Source organism: Kitasatospora sp. NPDC096077 (assembly GCF_040303245.1).
Classification (GTDB): Bacteria; Actinomycetota; Actinomycetes; order Streptomycetales; family Streptomycetaceae; genus Kitasatospora.
The window spans coordinates 103,815-120,771 of sequence record NZ_JBEOSV010000008.1 but is presented as its reverse complement, the minus strand read 5'-3'; the positions used below and the strand labels follow the sequence as shown (position 1 = coordinate 120,771).

Below are 16,957 nucleotides of genomic sequence, written 5' to 3'. Positions count from 1 at the left end.
GTACGGATCCGGCGGCACGCGTCGCGAGCCCCGGTCCGTACCTGCGGACGAATTCCTCTTGTTGATCCGAACGGCCGTACGGGCCCGGGAGGTTCAACGCCCCTCACTGCGCCACCGATCGCGCCGCCGGGGTCAATCCCCGACGCGTACCTGCCGATACCGGCAATGACGTCATTACGCCGTTCGGAGGAGCCAGCATGCCCGAACCGTGGCTGCCCGGTGCCGAGATCCACGACCTCGGCGACCACGCGCCGACCGACCACCAGTACCCGCCGAAGGCCATCGCCCACATCACCTGGGACCGCAACGCCACCGCCGCCGCACCGCAGGACTGGTGCTCCTACGAGGACCTGGTCGGGTACTTCACCGGCCCCGGCGCCGGCGACGCCCCGCACCTGGTCTGGGACCCGTTCACCGGACGCACGACGCAGCTGTTCCCCGCCGACTCCCGCTCCAAGAGCCTGCTCAGCCCCGACCAGAGCCCGACCCGCACCAACCGGGCCGGGCGGGTGGTGATCCAGATCGAGGCGGTGTTCTTCCCGTACTGCCGCCACCAGGGCACGGTCTACCCGCGGCTGGTCGACACCCCGTGCGCGGGCTGGGCGCTGATCCACGCCTGGATCTCCTCCTGGGGGGTGCCCGACGTGTGGCCGATGGGGCGGCCGACCGACTTCTCCGAGCACCGCGACGAGCAGGTGTGGGAGAGCCGGGCCGGCTGGTACGCCCATGCCCACGTGCCGTACAACGACCACGTCGACCCGGGCTCCTGGCCCGCCTTCCCCGGCGGACCGGGCTCCCCCTCCGACCCGCCCCCGCACCAGCACCCGGCGCCGCCGGCCGGCACCCCGGCCCGTTACCAGAGCACCATCAACGGCCTGGCGTACGGCTACGGCGCCCACGGCTACCAGGTCACCACGGTCGGCCGGGCGCTGGTCGCGGGCGGCTTCGGCAGCCACTACCGGTCCGGCCCCGGACCGGACTGGACGGACGCGGACACCGAGAACTACGCCGACTACCAGGCGAGCCTGGGCTACACCGGCCAGGCCGCGGACGGCGTCCCCGGCGAGGGCTCGCTGCGCCGGCTGCTCGGCTACCTGCCCGGACCGCGCACGGTCTCGGTCGCCCACGTGGTCGCCGCCGCGCACACCGATCCGGGGGCCGAGCAGGGTCACCGGACCTACGGGGCCGAGGTGGCGATCGTCGAACAGGCGCTGGCGGACGAGGGGTTGCTCGAACAGCGCTGGGTGGACGGCTCCTACGGCTCGCTCACGGTCACGGCGTACGCGGGCTGGCAGCGCCGGTGCGGGTACACCGGGGCGGCCGCGGACGGTATCCCCGGGCGGGACTCGCTCCAGCGGCTGGGCGCGGCGCAGGGGTTCGCGGTGACGGACTGAGCGGGCCGGCGGTGACGGACTGAGCCGGCCGGCGGCGGGGGAGCGGCGGTCGGCTCCCTCGCCGCCGGCTTCCCTGCGTCCTCGCCGGTCGTACTCCTGGGGGAGTTCTTCGGCGGGGAGGGCGCCTGGTGCGTACTCGCCTGGGAGTAGTCGAGGTTACTTCCCTCGTCAGATGCCCGAGGAGGGGCGGACGGGGGAGTCTGGGCGCGTCGTCGTGACCCCGACTCGAAGGAGGTACCCGTGCGCTCGTCCACCGGAGCCGTCGCGTTGTCCGGGCCCGCCCCCGACCCCGCCCCCGGCGCGGCGCGGCGGTCCGGAGGCCGCCGGCTGTCGCCGGGGGCGCGCAAGCGCCTGGTGGTCCTGCACGTCGTCGTCTCGGTGAGCTGGCTGGCGCTGATGCTCTGCCTGCTCACCCTGGCGGTGACGGCGCTGACCACCGACGACGCCGACCGGCTGAGAACCGCCTACCGGGCGATGGGCATGCTCGGTGACGCGCTGATCCTGCCGTTGAGCCTGCTCACCTTCCTGAGCGGGGTGGCGCTGGGGCTCGGCACGTCCTGGGGCCTGTTCCGCTACTACTGGGTGAGTACCAAGTTCTGGCTGACGCTCGGGGCGATGGCCGCCTCGGTCTTCGCCCTCACCGCGCGGCTGCACGACGCGGTCCGCCTGGCGGACGCGCACCCGACCGGCCCGATCCCGGTGGCGGAGCTGGGGTTCGTCCGCTACAACACGGTGATCGTTCCGGCGGTCGCGCTCGTGCTCTACCTGTTCAACGTCATCCTGTCGGTGTACAAGCCCTGGGGCCGCCGCCGCACGGCTGCGGGCGGGCGCCCGGGTCGAATACCCGCGGTGGGCGCCCGGGCCGCGGTGGTGGCCGGGCGTGACTCCTCGGTCGGTTCCGCTTCCGGCTCCGGGTCCGGGTCCGTTCTCGGCTCCGGCTCCGACTCCGGGGCCGGTGCCGAGCCCGGTGGGCGATGACCGGGCGGCGGGCCGCACCGGCCCCGGGGAATGCCCACCCGGCGGCCGGGTGTTGTGCACCGACGTGACCAGCGCTACGCCCGCGACAAGGCTCTCCGTCCTCGACCGCTCCCGGACGAGAGAGGGTGAGGAGCCGGCGCAGGCGCTTCGGAACACGGTGGCTTTCGCCCGCGAGGCCGAGCGGCTGGGCTACCACCGGTTCTGGGTCTCCGAGCACCACGGCGTGCCCGGGGTGGCCGGGTCGGCGCCGACGGTGCTCGCCGCGGCGGTCGCGGCGGCCACCACCCGGATCCGGGTCGGCACCGGCGGGGTGATGCTTCCGAACCACCAACCGATGGTGGTGGCCGAGCAGTTCGGTGTGCTGGCGGCGCTGTTCCCGGGGCGGATCGACATGGGGCTCGGCCGCTCGGTGGGCTTCACCGACGGCGTCCGGCGGGCGCTCGGGCGGGAGAAGGACGCCGCGGACGACTTCGGCGGCCAGCTGACCGAGCTGCTCGGCTACTTCGACGGCTCGCAGCAGGTGCACCGCGACGTCCACGCCCGCCCGGCCGAGGGCCTGCACGTACCGGCCTTCGTCCTGGCGACCGGCGCGGGCGCCGACCTGGCCGCCGACGCCGGGCTGCCGCTGGTCATCGCCGCCGCCCGCGGCGAGGAGCGGATGCTCGCCGCGATCGAGGCCTACCGCAGCCGCTTCCGCCCCTCCGCCCAGGCCGCCGAGCCGTACGTGGTGGTCTCGGGCACGGTCGCGGTGGCGGAGACCGAGGAGCGGGCGCGCGACCTGCTCGTCCCGGAGGCCTGGGCGGGCGCCTACTCCCGCACCCACGGGGAGTTCCCGCCGCTGGCGCCGGCCGACGAGATCCTCGCGCGTGCGATGAGCGCGCGGGAGCGGGCCGCGTTCGAGCAGTCGCTCAAGGGCCACATCGCGGGCACTCCGGAGCAGGTCGCCGCCGAGTTGGCCGCCCTGGTGGCGCGCAGCGGTGCGGACGAGTTCCTGGTGGCCACCAGCACCTACGACCGCACCGCGCTGCTGGACTCCTACCGACTGCTCGCCGAGGCCGTCGGTCAGGTCTGAGCCGCGCCCTCGGTGGGGCCCCGGGCGGAGTCCGGGGTTCGATTTCTGACCAGGCGCGATGAGCTGCTACTGTTCATCTCGTCGAGGGGAAATGATCTTCCGAAACGAAGATCCTCCGAACATGCGTCAGTGGTACTACCAGAGTACGCCCTACTTTCAGTAGGGAGAGTCCGTGCGATCCGGGCCTGGCGCTCCATCCGAAGGGGTCCGTTCCATTCCGTGGAACGGGCCCCTTCGTCATCTCCGTCATCTCCGGTATCTCCGGTGCACGGCGCGGGGATCGGCGACCTCGCCGACGGGCGTGTCCTCTTATCGCATTTTCGTCCTCGAAACCCTCGGCTGCAGCCCCCTATCGGCCAAGGTGCCACACCAGGTGGCCGCCGGTCGGCGGTCCGGGGCGGCCGCGCGGCCAGCGGGTTTGCCCGTGAGGCGGTCATGACGCTTCGTCACACCTTGGCTGGAACTAGCGGTAGCTGATGTGAATATGCCATTGGAATGTTCGTCCTACGGAAACCGGCAGTAGCCTTCCGTGTCGAAGCTGCCACTGCTGGTGGCGACCCGGCCGGAGTCGCACTGCGTCCGGCCACCCAGACCCCCCTCGAAGGAGCCGGTGTGCCGGGTATCGACGACTGTCTCTCCGGAGCGATGGCGATCGCCGGAGCCCGCTCGGCGAGCCTGGTCGACTGGGGCAGCGGCCTCGCCCTCGGCAGTCTCGGCGAAGGCCCGTCCGGTGAGCACGAGACCGCGGCCGCCGAGGCAACCGATGTGGTGCGAGCGGCAGTTGAGAGCCAGACCTTCACCGCGACGGAGGACCCCCGCGCACCGCTGGAGGACATCATCGTCACTGCGGGCCGCAACTACCACCTGATCCGCTTCATCGACACCGTCTTCGACGGCCGACTCGTCCTGCACCTCTGGCTGGACCGCTCGACGGGCAACCTCGCGGCCGCCCGCTTCCGGCTCCAGGCCCTCGCCGAGGAACTGGTGCTGGGGTGAGCGCCGGGTTCGCACCGACCGTCGCATTCCGGCCAGCCGGTCACCCGGACACCTCGCGCCAGGCCGCGCTCCACTTCCCACTCCAGTTCCCACTCCACTCCCCGTCCCGCTCCCCGCTCTACTCCCCGCTCCACTCCCCGTGCCCGTTCGGCCGGGTCCGACGGCGGTGGCCCGCATGACCGCCGCGCCGTCCCTGACCGAACCCGTCGGCCAGGCCGGGGCGGTCCCGCCGCGGACCCCGGGCGAGGCCGTCTCCCTGCTCGCCGCCCGCCGTGCCACCGGCGCCCTGTACGGTCCGCTCGGCAGCCTGCACCTGGTCGACGGCCAGGTGGCCGCCGCCGAGTCCCCGCGCGCCCCCGGCCTGGCCGACCTGCTGACCGGCTGCGGCCGGATCACCCGTGCGGGCTGGGCCGAGCTGCTGCACGACCACGGCCCGCGCGGCCGGGTCGGCGAAGTCCTGGTGGAGCGACAGCTGCTCAGCCGCGGCGAGCTCGAACTCGGCCACCTGGGAACACTGTTCGACGCCGCCTACTTCGTCCTCGCCGACCGGGCCGGCGGCACCTGGCGGTTCGAGCCCGAGGTCCGGCACTGGCTCGGCACGGTGGCGCTGGTTGACCCGGTCCGGCTGGGCCGCGAGGTCGAGCGCCGGCACCAACTCCTCGACCGGATCTGGCCCTGGCCGCAGCTCGACACCGCCCCGGTCCGTCCGGTCGAGCGCGGCCGGTGCCCCGCGCACCGCCCGCCCGGCCGCCGTCGACGCGAACTGCTCGACCACGCCGACGGCCGAAGAACCCCGGCCGACCTGGCCCGACTGCTCGGCCGCTCCGGCTTCGGCGTGACGGCGGACGTCCGCCGCCTGGCCGCCGCGGGCCTGCTCGATGCCCCGCGGCACGACGCCCCGCGGCACGACGTCCCCCGGCACGACGTCCCCCGGCACGAGGTCCCGCGGCACGACGCTCCGCGACACGAGCTCCCACGGCACGCCGCGCCGACCGCCCCCGTCCCGACGGCCGCACCGCCCCCGGCCTCCGCACCCCCGCGGCCGGTCGGCGGCCTGCACCGCAGGATCCCCGGCGCCACGCTCCGCACCACCCCGTCCCCCAGCCCCGCCGCCCCCACGTGCCCCGACCGACCGCCCACCACGGCAGCGGCCCACCCGCTGGCCGTCCCCGACCCGGACATCGCGCTGCTGACCCGGGTCCGAGACCTTCTGGAGGCCCGACTTTGAGCCACTCTCCGCCCACGACCCCGTCGTACCGGCCATGAGGCGGGCGCTCAAGCAGCGTGTCGGAAGGAGACAACTGATCGCCTTGGAGACCGAGCTGCTCGCCGAACTCCGCGCCGTCAAACGCCGTGTCCCGCACCTCGCGGGCGGCCTGGTGGCCAGCGTGGACGGCCTGTTGATCGCGCACGACACCCACGGAACCGAACCCTCCGGCCTGGCCGCGATGACGGCGGCCTCGCTCTCGCTCGCCCAACGGCTCGCCGACAGCACCGGCCAGGGCGAGTTCCGCGAGTCGGTGGTGCGCGGCGAGCACGGCTACGTGGCCACCTACGCGGCCGGCGGAAGTTGCGTGCTCACCCTGCTGGCACTCCCGGACGTCAACGTCGGCCGGCTCCACCTGGAGGCCCGCCGCTGCGCCCGGCGCATCGCCGAGCTGCTGAACGACGCCCTGGTGCCCAAGGACCCGCGCGACGCGCTCTGAGCGAACCCCCCTGCACCACCACCTCACCATCCCACCACCTCACCAACCAACGGGAGTTGACCAGACATGACCGACGCACCCGGCGCGCTCAAGCAGGCCATGACCACCATCGAGGGCGCCATCGGCGCGGCCCTGGTGGACTACAACAGCGGCATGGCGCTCGCCACCCTCGACGGCCCCGGCGGCCTGGACCTCAACGTGGCCGCGGCCGGGAACACCGACGTGGTCCGCGCCAAGATGCGCACCATGGACATGCTCGGCCTACAGGACGGCATCGAGGACATCCTGATCACGCTGAGCAGCCAGTACCACCTGATCCGCCCGCTGGCCGGCCGCACCGGCAAGGGCCTGTTCCTCTACCTCGCGCTGGACAAGGGCCGGGCCAACCTGGCGATGGCCCGCCACCAGCTCACCAGGATCGAGGCCGACCTGGAGGTCTGATCCCGCCCCGGTCCCTCAGGGCCTGTCCGGCGGATCCCCGCTTGACGAGGCCCCGGTCGACGAGGCCCCGGCGGCGGCTCACGCCCCGCCGGGCTCCGTCCACCGGACCTCGCCGCCCGCCAGCCCCGCGCACACCGCGCCCTCCGCGGTCAGCACGCTCCACGGCGCGAGCACCGCGTGCGGCGGGACGGACAGCGCACCGCCCTCCGCGAAGCCCAGCTCCAGGCCGCCGGCCAGGGTGATCCGGGCGGTGCCGACGGTTCGGCCGACCAGCGTCAGCAGGGTGGGGGTCGGCCGGAAGGTCAGCGCCGGGAAGAAGTGCTCGACCTCGTCCGGCGCGGCGAAGGACGGCGCCGCGAAGCGGAACTCGTGCGCCACCCGTACGGTCACCGGCCCGTCGAGCCGCAGGTCGAGCCGGACTCCGCCGCTGACCGCCTCGACCCGCCGGCCGGCCAGTACCTCAGTGATCGCGTTCTGCATGCTCCCAGTGTTCACCGACCGGGCGCTCCTGAACCTCCTGAACCTCCCGACCGCCGGACCACCCCGATCGCTGGGACTACCCGGATCACTGGGACTGCCCCGGTCACCGGGACTGCCCCGATCACTGGGACTGCCCCGATCACCGGGACGACCCGGACCACCCCGCCCGCCCGCGCACCAGCTCGACCGGCCCGGCCGCCCGCTCCCGGGCCGCCAGCGCGGCGGCCACCCGTTCCCAGGACGGCCCGGACAGCAGCGTCCGCGCCTCGGCCGGGTCGCAGAGCCGCCACTCCACCAGCTCCTGCTCCTGCAGCTTGATCGAGCCGAGCAGCTCCTCCGTCACCGTGCCGCCGTCGTACACGTACACCAGGACGGCGGTGTCCTGCCCGGTCGCCGGATCGGCCCCCGGATCGGCCGCCGTCCCCGGCTGCCAGTCCAGTGCCAGCAGCGACCCGGGCTCGACCTCCCAGCCCAGCTCCTCGCGGACCTCCCGCCGCGCCGCCGTACGGGGCGTCTCCCGCTCCGCCTCGACCCCGCCGCCGGGCAGCGTCCAGTGCGGCCGCTCTCCGCGCGGCCCGTCCCACGGCCGCAGCCGCACCAGCAGCACCCGCCCGTCACCGTCCGTGAACAGCGTCCGCGCCTTCGCCCGGATCCGCGGCCGGGTGGCGTAGAAGGTGTCCCGGTCCATCGGCGCTTCGGGCGACGCCTGCTGCACCGCCGGCCCGGGCGCGCTCCCCAGTCCAGGCGTGCCCCCCGACCCGGACACGGCGGCCAGCCCGGTGTACTCGGGCACCGGACCGTCGGCCGGCAGCTCCCGCAGGGTGTGCCCGACCGGTCGGCTGTCCTCCAGCTCCAGCGGCCCGGCGGTACGCGGCGCCCGCAGACAGGCCGTCACCCGCCGTGACAGCCGGGGCGGCAGTGCGTGCCCCGCCTCCTCCGCCGTCAGCCAGGCCCAGCCGCCGACCTCCGCCGCGTCCGGTCGGATCGCCGCCACCTGTTCCGCCGTCAGCGGCTCCGCCCAGTAGAGGTACGCCACGATCGGCGGACGGCTCGGCATCATCGCCCAGTCGACGCACGCCAGCGGCCCCAACCGGGGCGTGAACCCCAGCTCCTCGGCGATCTCCCGCTCCGCCGTCTCCCGCGGTGACAGGTCGCCGGGCTCCCAACCGCCACCCGGGACCGCCACCGGATGCTTCCGGTCGTACGGCAGCCGCACCACCAGTACGCGCCCCCGCCCGTCCGGGAACAGCACCCCGGCCGCCGCCAGAATCCCCCGACCCGCCCTGTCCGACGTCTCCACCCCGGCTCCTTCCGCCACATCACTCCCCATCACTCCCCGGGGACGACACCCCGGCCGACCCGATGGTTCCCACTCGCCACCCGGGCCGACCCCACCCCGAGGGGTGATCCCGCTCCCCACCGGACCCACCCGGCCGACCGGTTCACCCGGCCGACCGGCTCACCCCAGCGAGGCCAGCGCCTGCGCCGCCGCCCGGGCCATCTGCTCGTCGTGCCGCCCGCTCGCCCCGCGCAGACGGGCGGCGCCCTCCACCGCCGCCAGGGCGAGCAGGCCCGGCAGCAGGTCGGTGCTGCGGGCGGAGACCCAGCGGGTGCCCCGAGTGGCCATCCACCACAGGTCGGCGGCCAGGCCCGGTGGCGGCTCGGCGGGCGCGGCGGTCGGCGGCGGGCCGAGTGGGTGCCCCGCCGTGCCGAGCAGTTCGTAGTACCGGCGGGCGATCAGATGGTGCCCCTCGGCACTGGGGTGGAGGCGGTCCACGCTCAGCAGGTGCCGCTGCTCGGTCCAGGGCAGTTCGGCGATGTGCAGGTGCACCGCCCGGTGCCGCAGGGTGAGGGCGTGCACCACGGTGTTGACCGCCCGCATCCGCCGGGCCAGCGGCCGGGCGAGCGGCTTGGGCAGCCGGAGCAGCAGGCCGGGGTCGGGCAGACAGGCGGTCATCAACACGGCACCGTGGCCGGACAGTTCACCCAGGGTGGCGTCCAACTCCAGGGTGGTGCGCCGGATGTCGAAGCCGGCCCGCAGGGTGTCGTTGCCGCCGACCAGCACCGCCGCCAGCTGCGGCCGCCGGGCCAGCGCGGCCGGGAGTTGACGAGTCGTCAGATCCGCGGTCAGAGCGCCGGCGTAGGCCAGGTTGGTGAACTCGACCGACTGCCCCTCGGGTGCCAGTGACCGTGCGAGCAGGGCGGCCCAGCCGCGCCACTGCTCACCGACCTGGTCCCCGATCCCCTCCGTCAGGGAGTCGCCGAGCGCCACGAAACGCAGCAGCTCGCCCGCCGTGGGCCGGTCCTCCGCCGCCCGGTCAGGCCCGGCGTCCAGCACGCTCATCCCGCCCCCCTTCCCCCGCATCGGAGCTGACCACCCCGTCCGCCTCCGCCTCCGCTGCCGCCGCCTCCGCGCCGGGCCGCCGGACCCCGTCCTCCGTCGTTCCCGCACCAGGCGCCCGCACCCCGTGCGCCGCCAGGAACCCGGCCACCGCCGCGGGCCAGCCGTACCGTTCCGCCTGCGCCCGTGCGGTCGCCCGCCGTACCTCCTCCGGCCGCCGCAGCAACTGGCCGACCGCGGCGGCGAAGCCGGCCCCGGTGTCGACGGCCGCCACCCCGGCGAGCCCGATCAGCCCGGGCAGCGCGGACGAGCGGCTGGCCACCACCGGCGTCCCGCAGGCCAGCGCCTCCATCGCGGCCAGCCCGAAGGTCTCCACCGGCCCGGGGGCCAGTACCACGTCCGCGCTGCCCAGCAGTCCGGCCAGCTCGGTGCGCCCGTTCAGGTGGCCGAGGAACCGCACCGGCAGCCGCAGCCGCGCGGCCCGGGCAGCCAGCCGGTCCCGCAGCGGGCCGGCTCCGGCGACCACCAGGACGGCGGGCAGGCCGCGTGCCCGCAGCCGGGCCAGCGCCTCGACCGCCCGCTCGGGCCGCTTCTCCGCGGAGAGCCGGGAGCAGAGCACCAGCAGCAGCTCGTCGTCCGCCGCGTACCGGGCCCGCTCCGCTGCCCGGCGCTCCGCCGGCAGCGGCCGCAGCGCCGTCAGGTCGACCCCGAGCGGCGCCCGGACCAGGTTGGGCACGCCGATCCGGCGGAACTCCGCCGCCGCCCAGTCGGTGGTGCACAGCACCGCGTCGTACGCGCGGGCCGTCGCCGCGTTGAGCCGGTCGGCGGCCGCGCCCGCGAGCGGCCCGGGCACGCCCCAGGTGCGCAGCAGCCCGGTGGCGCTCTCGTGCGAGACCATCACCGAGCGGACGCCGTGCCGCCGAGCCCAACTCCCGGTCCAGCGCAGGGTCGTACGGTCGGAGACCTCCAGCCGGTCGGGGCCGAGCCGAGTCAGTTCGGCGGCCACCGCCCGCTGGTCGGTGAGCAGCCGGTAGCCGCCGCTGGCGGGCAGCACCGGGCCGGGCAGGGTGACCACCAGGCCCTGTTCGGTGTCCTCCTCGGAGCGCCGTTCACCGGGCACGATCAGGACCGGCCGGTGCCCGGCCGCCCGGTACCCGGCCCCCAGATGGAGCAACGCGGTGCGCAGGCCGCCGGAGACCGGGGTGACGAAGTTGGCGAGCCGCACGATCGTCAGCGGCCCGCCGTGCGGCGGGGGCGTCATGCGGGCAGCTCCTCCGGCAGGGGCGGCGGCACCACCGGGCGGGCGGAGGCGGTCCCCGCGGGGGCGACGAACGGCAGCACGGCCGACACCGGCACCCCCCGGTGCTCGGCCAGCACCTCGGCGTAGTGCCGCAGCAGCAGGTCCCCGACCGCCTCCCAGGTGCGGGCGGTCACCTCGGCCCGCCCGGCCTTCCCGTACGCGGCCCGCCGGGCCGGGTCCGCGGCGAGTTCGGCGACCGCCCGGGCCACCGCCGCGCCGTCCCGGGGCGGCACCAGCAGCCCGGTGCGGTGGTGCGCGACCAGGTCCAGCGGGCCGCCGGCGGCCGGGCCGACCACCGGGACCCCGCTGGCCATCGCCTCCTGGATGGTCTGGCAGAAGGTTTCCAGCGGGCCGGTGTGCACGAAGACGTCCAGGGTGGCGAAACATCGGGCCAGCTCCTCGCCGGTGCGGCGGCCGAGGAACACCGCGCCGGGCATCGAGGCCCTCAGCCCGGGCGCCGAGGGGCCGTCCCCGACCACCACCACCCGCACCCCGGGCAGGGCGGACGCGGCCGCCAGCAGGTCGACCCGCTTCTCCGGCGCCAGCCGTCCGACGTACCCGACCAGCACCTCCCCGCCCGGCGCCAGCGCCCGGTGCAGCGCCTCGTCCCGGTGCCGCGGGTGGAAGCGCACCGAGTCCACCCCGCGCGGCCACAGCTGCACCCGGGGCACCCCGTGCGCGGTCAGGTCCTGCGCGGCCGGGGTGGACGGCGCCAGGGTACGGGCGGCCGCCCGGTGCACGGCCCGGATCCGCCGCCAGGCCGCGGCCTCGCCGAGCCCCCGCCCGGCCCGGTAGGCGTGCGCGTACCCGGCCAGATCGGTCTGGTAGACGGCCACGGCGGGCACCCCGAGCCGGGCCGCGACCTGCATCCCGCGCGCCCCCAGCACGAACGGGCTGGCCAGGTGCACGAGGTCCGGCCGGTGCCCGCCGAGCGCGGCCGCCAGCTGCCGGCTGGGCAGCGCGATCCGCACCTGCGGGTAGCCCGGCAGCGGCATCGACGGGATGCGCACCACGGGGATCCGCTCCGCCTCGGTGCCGGAGCCGAAGGTCTGCGGCGGGCAGTGGGCGCCCCGCGCGGGCGCGGGGGTGACGACGAGGGGCCGGTGGCCCCGGCGGAGCAGGTGCTCGGCCGTCCGCAGCACGCTGTGGGCGACTCCGTTGACCTCGGGAGGAAAGGATTCGGTGACGATGGCGACGCGCATGCCTGAGTTCTGTCCACGCCCGGCGTGCACCCGGCCAAAGGGATCTGTCGTACAAGCGAACGCGGGTCGGCGATTTGCACCGCCGACCTGCGCCCCGGACCCACCGCGTCACACCGACCCGGCCGCCTCCTTGAGCTCCGCGTACGGCGCGAGCTTGCGGATCGACTCGATGCTCCTCAGACAGTCGTCCTTGCTCTCCTGCGGATCCCCGGTCACCACGACCGTCCCATTGCTCGCCTTGAGCCGGAACCGGTGCATCCCGCTCTCGTCCATGTACAGCTCGAACTTCCCAGCCATGCCAGTGACAGCCTTCCGCTTGAGTGACCCCCTCGCTCGAAAGGTACGGTCAAACCCATCACCCCGCAGACCACCTGCCCCACCCGAGTGGCACCCATTCGAGCCACGGAGCCGAGGACCCCACCCGCCCCTGCACCCACGAGCACCCCGCGAGCGTGGGGCCGACCTCCAGCAGCCCGGCCGCGATCCGGTCACGGAGTTCCTGCAGTGCCGCTTCGGCCGATACCGCTGCAGTGCTGTCGGCAAAGGCCCAGGACTCGATCACGACGCGAGCTTCTCATATGGGGCTGGGCCTCGGGGGCTGTGATCCCGGTGCCAGCTTAGTAGCGGGGCGGGGCGCACTCTCCCTGTTGGGGCCAGAACGCGGTACGGAGCAGCGTCCGGCTGACGGTCGCGTAGAACTGGTTGTCCCTCAAACCGGTTGGCGTCTTGCGGGGTCGTCGTTCGAACGGTACGGGCCGTGACGCTGCCGCGCGGTGAGGCGGACGGCGGCTCCACCCGGCCGGTGACTGCGGCGGTGTTTCCGGCTCGAAGTCGCGAGGGAGTCGGGATTTCACGGGGAAGTCCGAAGCCGCCCGGAGTCGCGGCGCGCGGGCGGAAGAGGAATGGCTCGCCGACCCGAAGGCATCGGCGGTGAAATGGATGGAGAAACGTTCATTCCTTTGTGCAGCGGCTGATGAACGGCGTTGGAAAGCCCGGTGCAGTGACTTTCCGGGGCCGGTCGGTGTGCGACCGCGTCATCGGCGACCGCCGACGGGTCGGTGGCCGGCGGAAGGCGGGTCTTGAGCCGGAGGTTGGGCTGCTCCGGAGCGGGTCCCGGCGATCGTCAAGTCCCGTGCATTGGACAAGCACTGACTCTTCATCAGTCCCACACCGCCCGCCTCCGTCGCGGGTGTGCCCGCGGTCGGACCGGCTGCCGGCGGAGCGCCGGAAAGCCGTCCCGGGCAGCGGGATCGAATCGAAAATGCGATCGCCATCGGAGAATTGTCAGCGGTCGTTAAGGATTCTCAGATACGCCGCTCCGGCGAACCTCTTGCGGGAGAGAACCCCCAAGTCCGGGCGCTGTAAAGCTGAGAATCGGACGAAGAAACCGGAAACTGCTTCACAACCCGTCAGGCCCCTGCCTAGTGTGGTGGTCATGCCGCACGGCGATGCGCTGGGATGCAGCCATCCACTGCCTGAGGGGGAGTCATGGGGGTCTCCGGTGTCGCCGCTGCGGAGCGAAGGACCGCCCCTGTCAGATCGGTTCGGGAGAGCCGGTAGACGTCCAGGGGTGACGGGCGGGCGGCCGCGCCCACTCGACGCCGGGGTGTGCTGACCCCGTGCGACCCGGCAGGTCGGACCCTGCCGGTGAACCCGGCCGCCCTCCGTGTGCTCGTACCCACCTGTACGGATCCCGACCGTCGCGGCGCAACTGCCCGACGGTGCCGACGGGTTGTCCAGACCGCGCTGCCAGGCGCGGTCCCACCCGACCCCACGCTCTCTCGTGGGTCGGACCAGCCGGCGTTGATCTCCGCCTGCCAGAGGGAGTTCACATGAACACACTGTCCATCGTCATACCCGCGCTCAACGAGGCCGAAAACCTGCCGGCCGTGATGGCGTCGATCCCGTTCGCCGAGCTGGAGGAGGGCGGGTGGCGGACCGAAGTGCTGGTCGTCGACAACGGCTCGACCGACGGCACCGGCGACGTCGCCCGGCTGCTCGGAGCCCGGGTCGTCGACCAGCCCGCGCGCGGTTACGGCAACGCCTACCGCGCCGGCTTCGGCGCCGCCACCGGCGAGGTGATCGCCACCGGCGACGCCGACCGCACCTATCCCTTCGACGCGCTGCCCCGCCTGCTGCGCACCCTGGTCGACCACGACGTCGAGTTCATGACGACCAACCGGTTGGCCCGTGGCAACAGCGAGGCGATGAAGCCCTCCCACTCGCTGGGGAACCACGTGCTCAGCGCGATCAGCCGCTCCCTCTTCCGGAACGAGCTGCGCGACTCGCAGTCCGGCATGTGGGTGTTCCGGCGCTACGTCTGGCAGCGGCTGGACGTCCGCTCCACCGGGATGTCCTTCTCCCAGGAGATCAAGAACGCGGCCACCAGGGCCGGTTACCGGTACCTGGAGCTCCCGATCGAGTACCGCAAGCGCGGCGGGCAGGTGAAGCTGAACGCGCTCCGGGACGGCACCGAGAACCTGCGCCAGCTCTTCGAGCACACCTTCCGCCGCGCCAGCCCGGTCCGCCGCCCGATGCTGCTCGACCGCGCCGCCCAGGAGTTCGACACCGTATGACCGAACCCCTGGGCGGGGTCCAGGGCCTGACGCCGCCGCCGGCCCCCCCGCCCCACCGGGCGGGCCGGCGGCCGGGCGGCCCGCACGGCCGGCGGCGGCCGCGCCCGCGGGCCCTGGCGCTGCTGGCTGCCGTGCTCGCGACGGCGGTCGCCGTCCCACTGCTGTGGGCACAGCCGACGGTGCGTCTGGCACTGCGCCAGACGTTCACCCGGATCCCCGCCGACTACGACGAGTTGTACTTCACCCAGCTGCCGACCACGGCCGGTGGCCAGGCGGTGATCCCGCTCTCGCTGGTGCAGCACGGCACCCCCACCCCGAACCTCCAGTTACGGGTCTCGCTCACCACCCCCGGTGGCACGGTCACCGGGAGCACCACCGTCACCCTCGTCCCGAAGCCGGACACCCCGGTGGGCACCACCGTCCACCTGCCGCTGACCGAGCCGGACGCGGAGGTCCAGGTCGCGTTGCTGGGTCATGACCAGACCCTGCACTACCGCTTCCAGGCCGCCGCCTCCCCCGAACCCGAGGCCTCGCCACGATGAACGCCACGACGAACAGCACAACGAGCAGCACAGCGACTGGCACGACCGGTCGGCGGCACGTCACCGTCACCACCAGCTGGGACGACGGGCACGTCCTCGACTCCCGCCTGGCGGCGCTGCTGGAGCGCCACCGGCTGCCCGGCACCTTCTACATCGCCCCGCGCAACCACGAGTTCGCCCCGGCCGAGCGGCTGCCCGCAGCGGGCATCAGGGAGCTGGCCGAACGCTTCGAGATCGGCGGGCACACCCTGACCCACCAGCGGCTGCCGCGGCTGACCGACGCCGATGCGGCCGGGGAGATCCGGGCCGGCCGGGAGGAGCTCGAGTCCGTCATCGGCCGACCGGTGACCAGTTTCTGCTATCCGCGCGGCGAGTACGCCGCCCGCCACCTCCCGCTGGTCGACCGGGCCGGCTTCACCCTGGCCCGCACGGTGCGGCGCGGCCGCCTGCGGCCCGGGCCCGCGCTGGAGCTGGCCACCACGGTGAACGCCTACGCGCACCGGGTGGACGGGCCGTCGGCCCTGCGGCTGGCCCGCGGCCGACCGCGGAAGGCGGTCAGGCTGTTCCTGGCCTGGGACGAGTTGGCCGTCCACTGGTTCGAGCGCTGCCTGAGCGAGGGCGGCGTGTACCACCTGTGGGGCCACAGCTGGGAGGTGGACGCCCGGGGCGACTGGGCCCGCCTGGAGCGGGTGCTGGCGCACATCGCGGACCGCCCGCAGGTGACGTACCGCACCAACGGCGAACTGCTCGACCTGGCGGCCCGATGAGTACCGTCCTGCAGATCACCCCCTACTACCCGCCCCATCTGGGCGGCCTGGAACGGGTGGTGGAGAACCTCGCGGCCGGTCTGGCCGAGCGGCACGAGGTCCAGGTGCTGACCACGACGATCGGTTCCGGCGGCGCCCCGCGGCGCAGCAGGCAGGGCGGCGTGACAGTACGGCGCCACCGGTCGGTGGAACTCGCCCACACCCCGCTGGTGCCGGGACTGCCGCTGGCGCTGCTGCGCGGTCGGCGGGACTGCGTGCTGCACCTGCACGCCGCGCACGCATTGCTGCCCGAACTGGTCGCGTTCGCCGCCCGGTTGCGTCGCCGGCCGTTCGTGCTGCACTTCCACCTGGACGTCGACTCCTCCGGCCGGCTCGGTGTGCTGCTGCCCGCCTACAAGAAGTACGTCTTCGGCCCGGTGCTGCGGGCGGCCGCCGCGGTAATTGTTCTGACGGACCGTCAGGCCGACTTCGTCCGAACGGTCTACCGGGTCCCCGGGGAGCGGATCCACGTGGTTCCCAACGGCGTGGACACCGGCTACTTCATGCCGGTGCGCGAACCGGTCGAGCGCCCCCTGCAACTGCTCTACGTGGGACGGCTGAGCCCGCAGAAGAACGTCGGTCGACTGCTGGAGGCGATCGCCCTGTTGCGCCGGCCGGTGCGGTTGCGGATCGTCGGAGACGGCGAGCTGCGCGGCCGACTGGAGCGGCAGGCCATCGAACTCGGCCTGGAGAACGTGGAGTTCGCCGGGGCGAAGCTGGGGCCGGAGCTGGTCCGCTGCTACGCCGAGGCGGAGGCCTTCGTACTGCCCTCGGACCGGGAGGGGATGCCGCTGGTGGTGCTGGAAGCGATGGCCGCCGGCCTGCCGGTGATCGCGACCGACGTCCCCGGCAACACCGAACTCCTCGAAGGAATAGGCCTGTTGGCGGCGCCGGACCCGGCCGCGCTGGCGGCCGCCGTCGACCAGGTGGCGGGCGACGCCCGGCTGCGCCGTCGGCTGGCCGAGCAGAGCGTCGCCGCAGCGCCCGCCTACGCGTGGGACACGGTGGTCCGGCAGGTGGAGCGGATCTACGCGGAGGTGCTCGGATGACTGGGCGGGAGCGGGAGCCCACCTCCGCGCCGCTGCCCGTCACCGGCCCGTCGACGGCCGCGCTGCCGACCGGG

17 protein-coding genes are annotated in these 16,957 nt (G+C 74.2%); 11 read left to right on the top strand and 6 right to left on the bottom strand.

Translation table 11 applies throughout. The features are described from left to right. Nucleotides 1–197: 197 nt before the first annotated feature. The 7 genes from ABTZ03_RS10870 (at nucleotide 198) to ABTZ03_RS10840 (ending at nucleotide 6,587) form a co-directional block, all read left to right on the top strand. Complete coding sequence (locus ABTZ03_RS10870; protein WP_350512568.1) at nucleotides 198–1,394, top strand: peptidoglycan-binding protein; 1,197 nt, start codon at nucleotides 198–200, stop codon at nucleotides 1,392–1,394. A 240-nt stretch (nucleotides 1,395–1,634) separates the two neighbouring features. Beyond that, on the top strand, nucleotides 1,635–2,372 hold the full coding sequence (locus ABTZ03_RS10865; protein ID WP_350512567.1) for a DUF2269 domain-containing protein: 738 nt from the start codon (nucleotides 1,635–1,637) through the stop codon (nucleotides 2,370–2,372). A 64-nt stretch (nucleotides 2,373–2,436) separates the two neighbouring features. Continuing rightward, nucleotides 2,437–3,444 carry an MsnO8 family LLM class oxidoreductase gene (locus ABTZ03_RS10860; protein WP_350512566.1) on the top strand — a complete coding sequence of 336 codons (1,008 nt, stop codon included), beginning with the start codon at nucleotides 2,437–2,439 and terminating at the stop codon, nucleotides 3,442–3,444. Between the two features lie 612 nt (nucleotides 3,445–4,056). Beyond that, the gene (locus ABTZ03_RS10855; RefSeq protein ID WP_350512565.1) at nucleotides 4,057–4,440 is read left to right on the top strand and encodes a hypothetical protein; all 384 of its coding nucleotides are present in this window, start codon (nucleotides 4,057–4,059) and stop codon (nucleotides 4,438–4,440) included. A 175-nt stretch (nucleotides 4,441–4,615) separates the two neighbouring features. Then, on the top strand, nucleotides 4,616–5,668 hold the full coding sequence (locus tag ABTZ03_RS10850) for a hypothetical protein (RefSeq protein ID WP_350512564.1): 1,053 nt from the start codon (nucleotides 4,616–4,618) through the stop codon (nucleotides 5,666–5,668). An 82-nt stretch (nucleotides 5,669–5,750) separates the two neighbouring features. Continuing rightward, on the top strand, nucleotides 5,751–6,146 hold the full coding sequence (locus tag ABTZ03_RS10845; protein ID WP_350512563.1) for a roadblock/LC7 domain-containing protein: 396 nt from the start codon (nucleotides 5,751–5,753) through the stop codon (nucleotides 6,144–6,146). Between the two features lie 66 nt (nucleotides 6,147–6,212). Continuing rightward, a complete protein-coding gene (locus ABTZ03_RS10840) occupies nucleotides 6,213–6,587 on the top strand; it encodes a hypothetical protein (RefSeq protein WP_350512562.1) in 375 nt (124 codons plus the stop codon). 78 nt (nucleotides 6,588–6,665) lie between these two features. Here the strand turns inward: ABTZ03_RS10840 and ABTZ03_RS10835 are convergent, their stop codons facing one another. The 6 genes from ABTZ03_RS10835 to ABTZ03_RS10810 all read right to left on the bottom strand — a co-directional run bounded on the left by ABTZ03_RS10835 (nucleotide 6,666) and on the right by ABTZ03_RS10810 (nucleotide 12,207). Continuing rightward, nucleotides 6,666–7,067 (bottom strand): DUF6188 family protein, encoded by a 402-nt coding sequence (locus tag ABTZ03_RS10835; protein WP_350512561.1) that lies wholly within the window; start codon nucleotides 7,065–7,067, stop codon nucleotides 6,666–6,668. 139 nt (nucleotides 7,068–7,206) lie between these two features. Next, complete coding sequence (locus ABTZ03_RS10830) at nucleotides 7,207–8,367, bottom strand: NUDIX hydrolase (protein WP_350512560.1); 1,161 nt, start codon at nucleotides 8,365–8,367, stop codon at nucleotides 7,207–7,209. A 159-nt stretch (nucleotides 8,368–8,526) separates the two neighbouring features. Continuing rightward, a complete protein-coding gene (locus tag ABTZ03_RS10825) occupies nucleotides 8,527–9,411 on the bottom strand; it encodes an SGNH/GDSL hydrolase family protein (RefSeq protein ID WP_350512559.1) in 885 nt (294 codons plus the stop codon). Beyond that, nucleotides 9,386–10,669 carry a glycosyltransferase gene (locus tag ABTZ03_RS10820; protein ID WP_350512558.1) on the bottom strand — a complete coding sequence of 428 codons (1,284 nt, stop codon included), beginning with the start codon at nucleotides 10,667–10,669 and terminating at the stop codon, nucleotides 9,386–9,388. Before ABTZ03_RS10820 ends, ABTZ03_RS10825 begins: the two co-directional genes overlap by 26 nt. Next, complete coding sequence (locus ABTZ03_RS10815; protein ID WP_350512557.1) at nucleotides 10,666–11,910, bottom strand: glycosyltransferase family 4 protein; 1,245 nt, start codon at nucleotides 11,908–11,910, stop codon at nucleotides 10,666–10,668. The genes ABTZ03_RS10820 and ABTZ03_RS10815 overlap by 4 nt, the downstream gene beginning before the upstream one ends. Nucleotides 11,911–12,018: 108 nt before the next feature. Continuing rightward, nucleotides 12,019–12,207, bottom strand: a complete 189-nt coding sequence (locus tag ABTZ03_RS10810; RefSeq protein WP_350512556.1) for a YegP family protein — start codon at nucleotides 12,205–12,207, stop codon at nucleotides 12,019–12,021. 1,535 nt (nucleotides 12,208–13,742) lie between these two features. Between ABTZ03_RS10810 and ABTZ03_RS10805 the strand changes: the two genes are divergently transcribed. Genes ABTZ03_RS10805 through ABTZ03_RS10790 form a run of 4 tightly spaced genes read left to right on the top strand, consistent with a single transcriptional unit; the run spans nucleotide 13,743 to nucleotide 16,883 of the window. Continuing rightward, a complete protein-coding gene (locus ABTZ03_RS10805) occupies nucleotides 13,743–14,486 on the top strand; it encodes a glycosyltransferase family 2 protein (protein WP_350512555.1) in 744 nt (247 codons plus the stop codon). Further along, nucleotides 14,483–15,028: a hypothetical protein gene (locus ABTZ03_RS10800; RefSeq protein WP_350512554.1), complete on the top strand. Its 546-nt coding sequence runs from the start codon at nucleotides 14,483–14,485 to the stop codon at nucleotides 15,026–15,028. The genes ABTZ03_RS10805 and ABTZ03_RS10800 overlap by 4 nt, the downstream gene beginning before the upstream one ends. Then, nucleotides 15,025–15,795, top strand: a complete 771-nt coding sequence (locus ABTZ03_RS10795) for a polysaccharide deacetylase family protein (protein WP_350512553.1) — start codon at nucleotides 15,025–15,027, stop codon at nucleotides 15,793–15,795. Before ABTZ03_RS10800 ends, ABTZ03_RS10795 begins: the two co-directional genes overlap by 4 nt. Beyond that, entirely contained in the window at nucleotides 15,792–16,883 is a 1,092-nt protein-coding gene (locus ABTZ03_RS10790) for a glycosyltransferase family 4 protein (protein ID WP_350512552.1), read from the top strand. The genes ABTZ03_RS10795 and ABTZ03_RS10790 overlap by 4 nt, the downstream gene beginning before the upstream one ends. Nucleotides 16,884–16,957 lie beyond the last annotated feature (74 nt).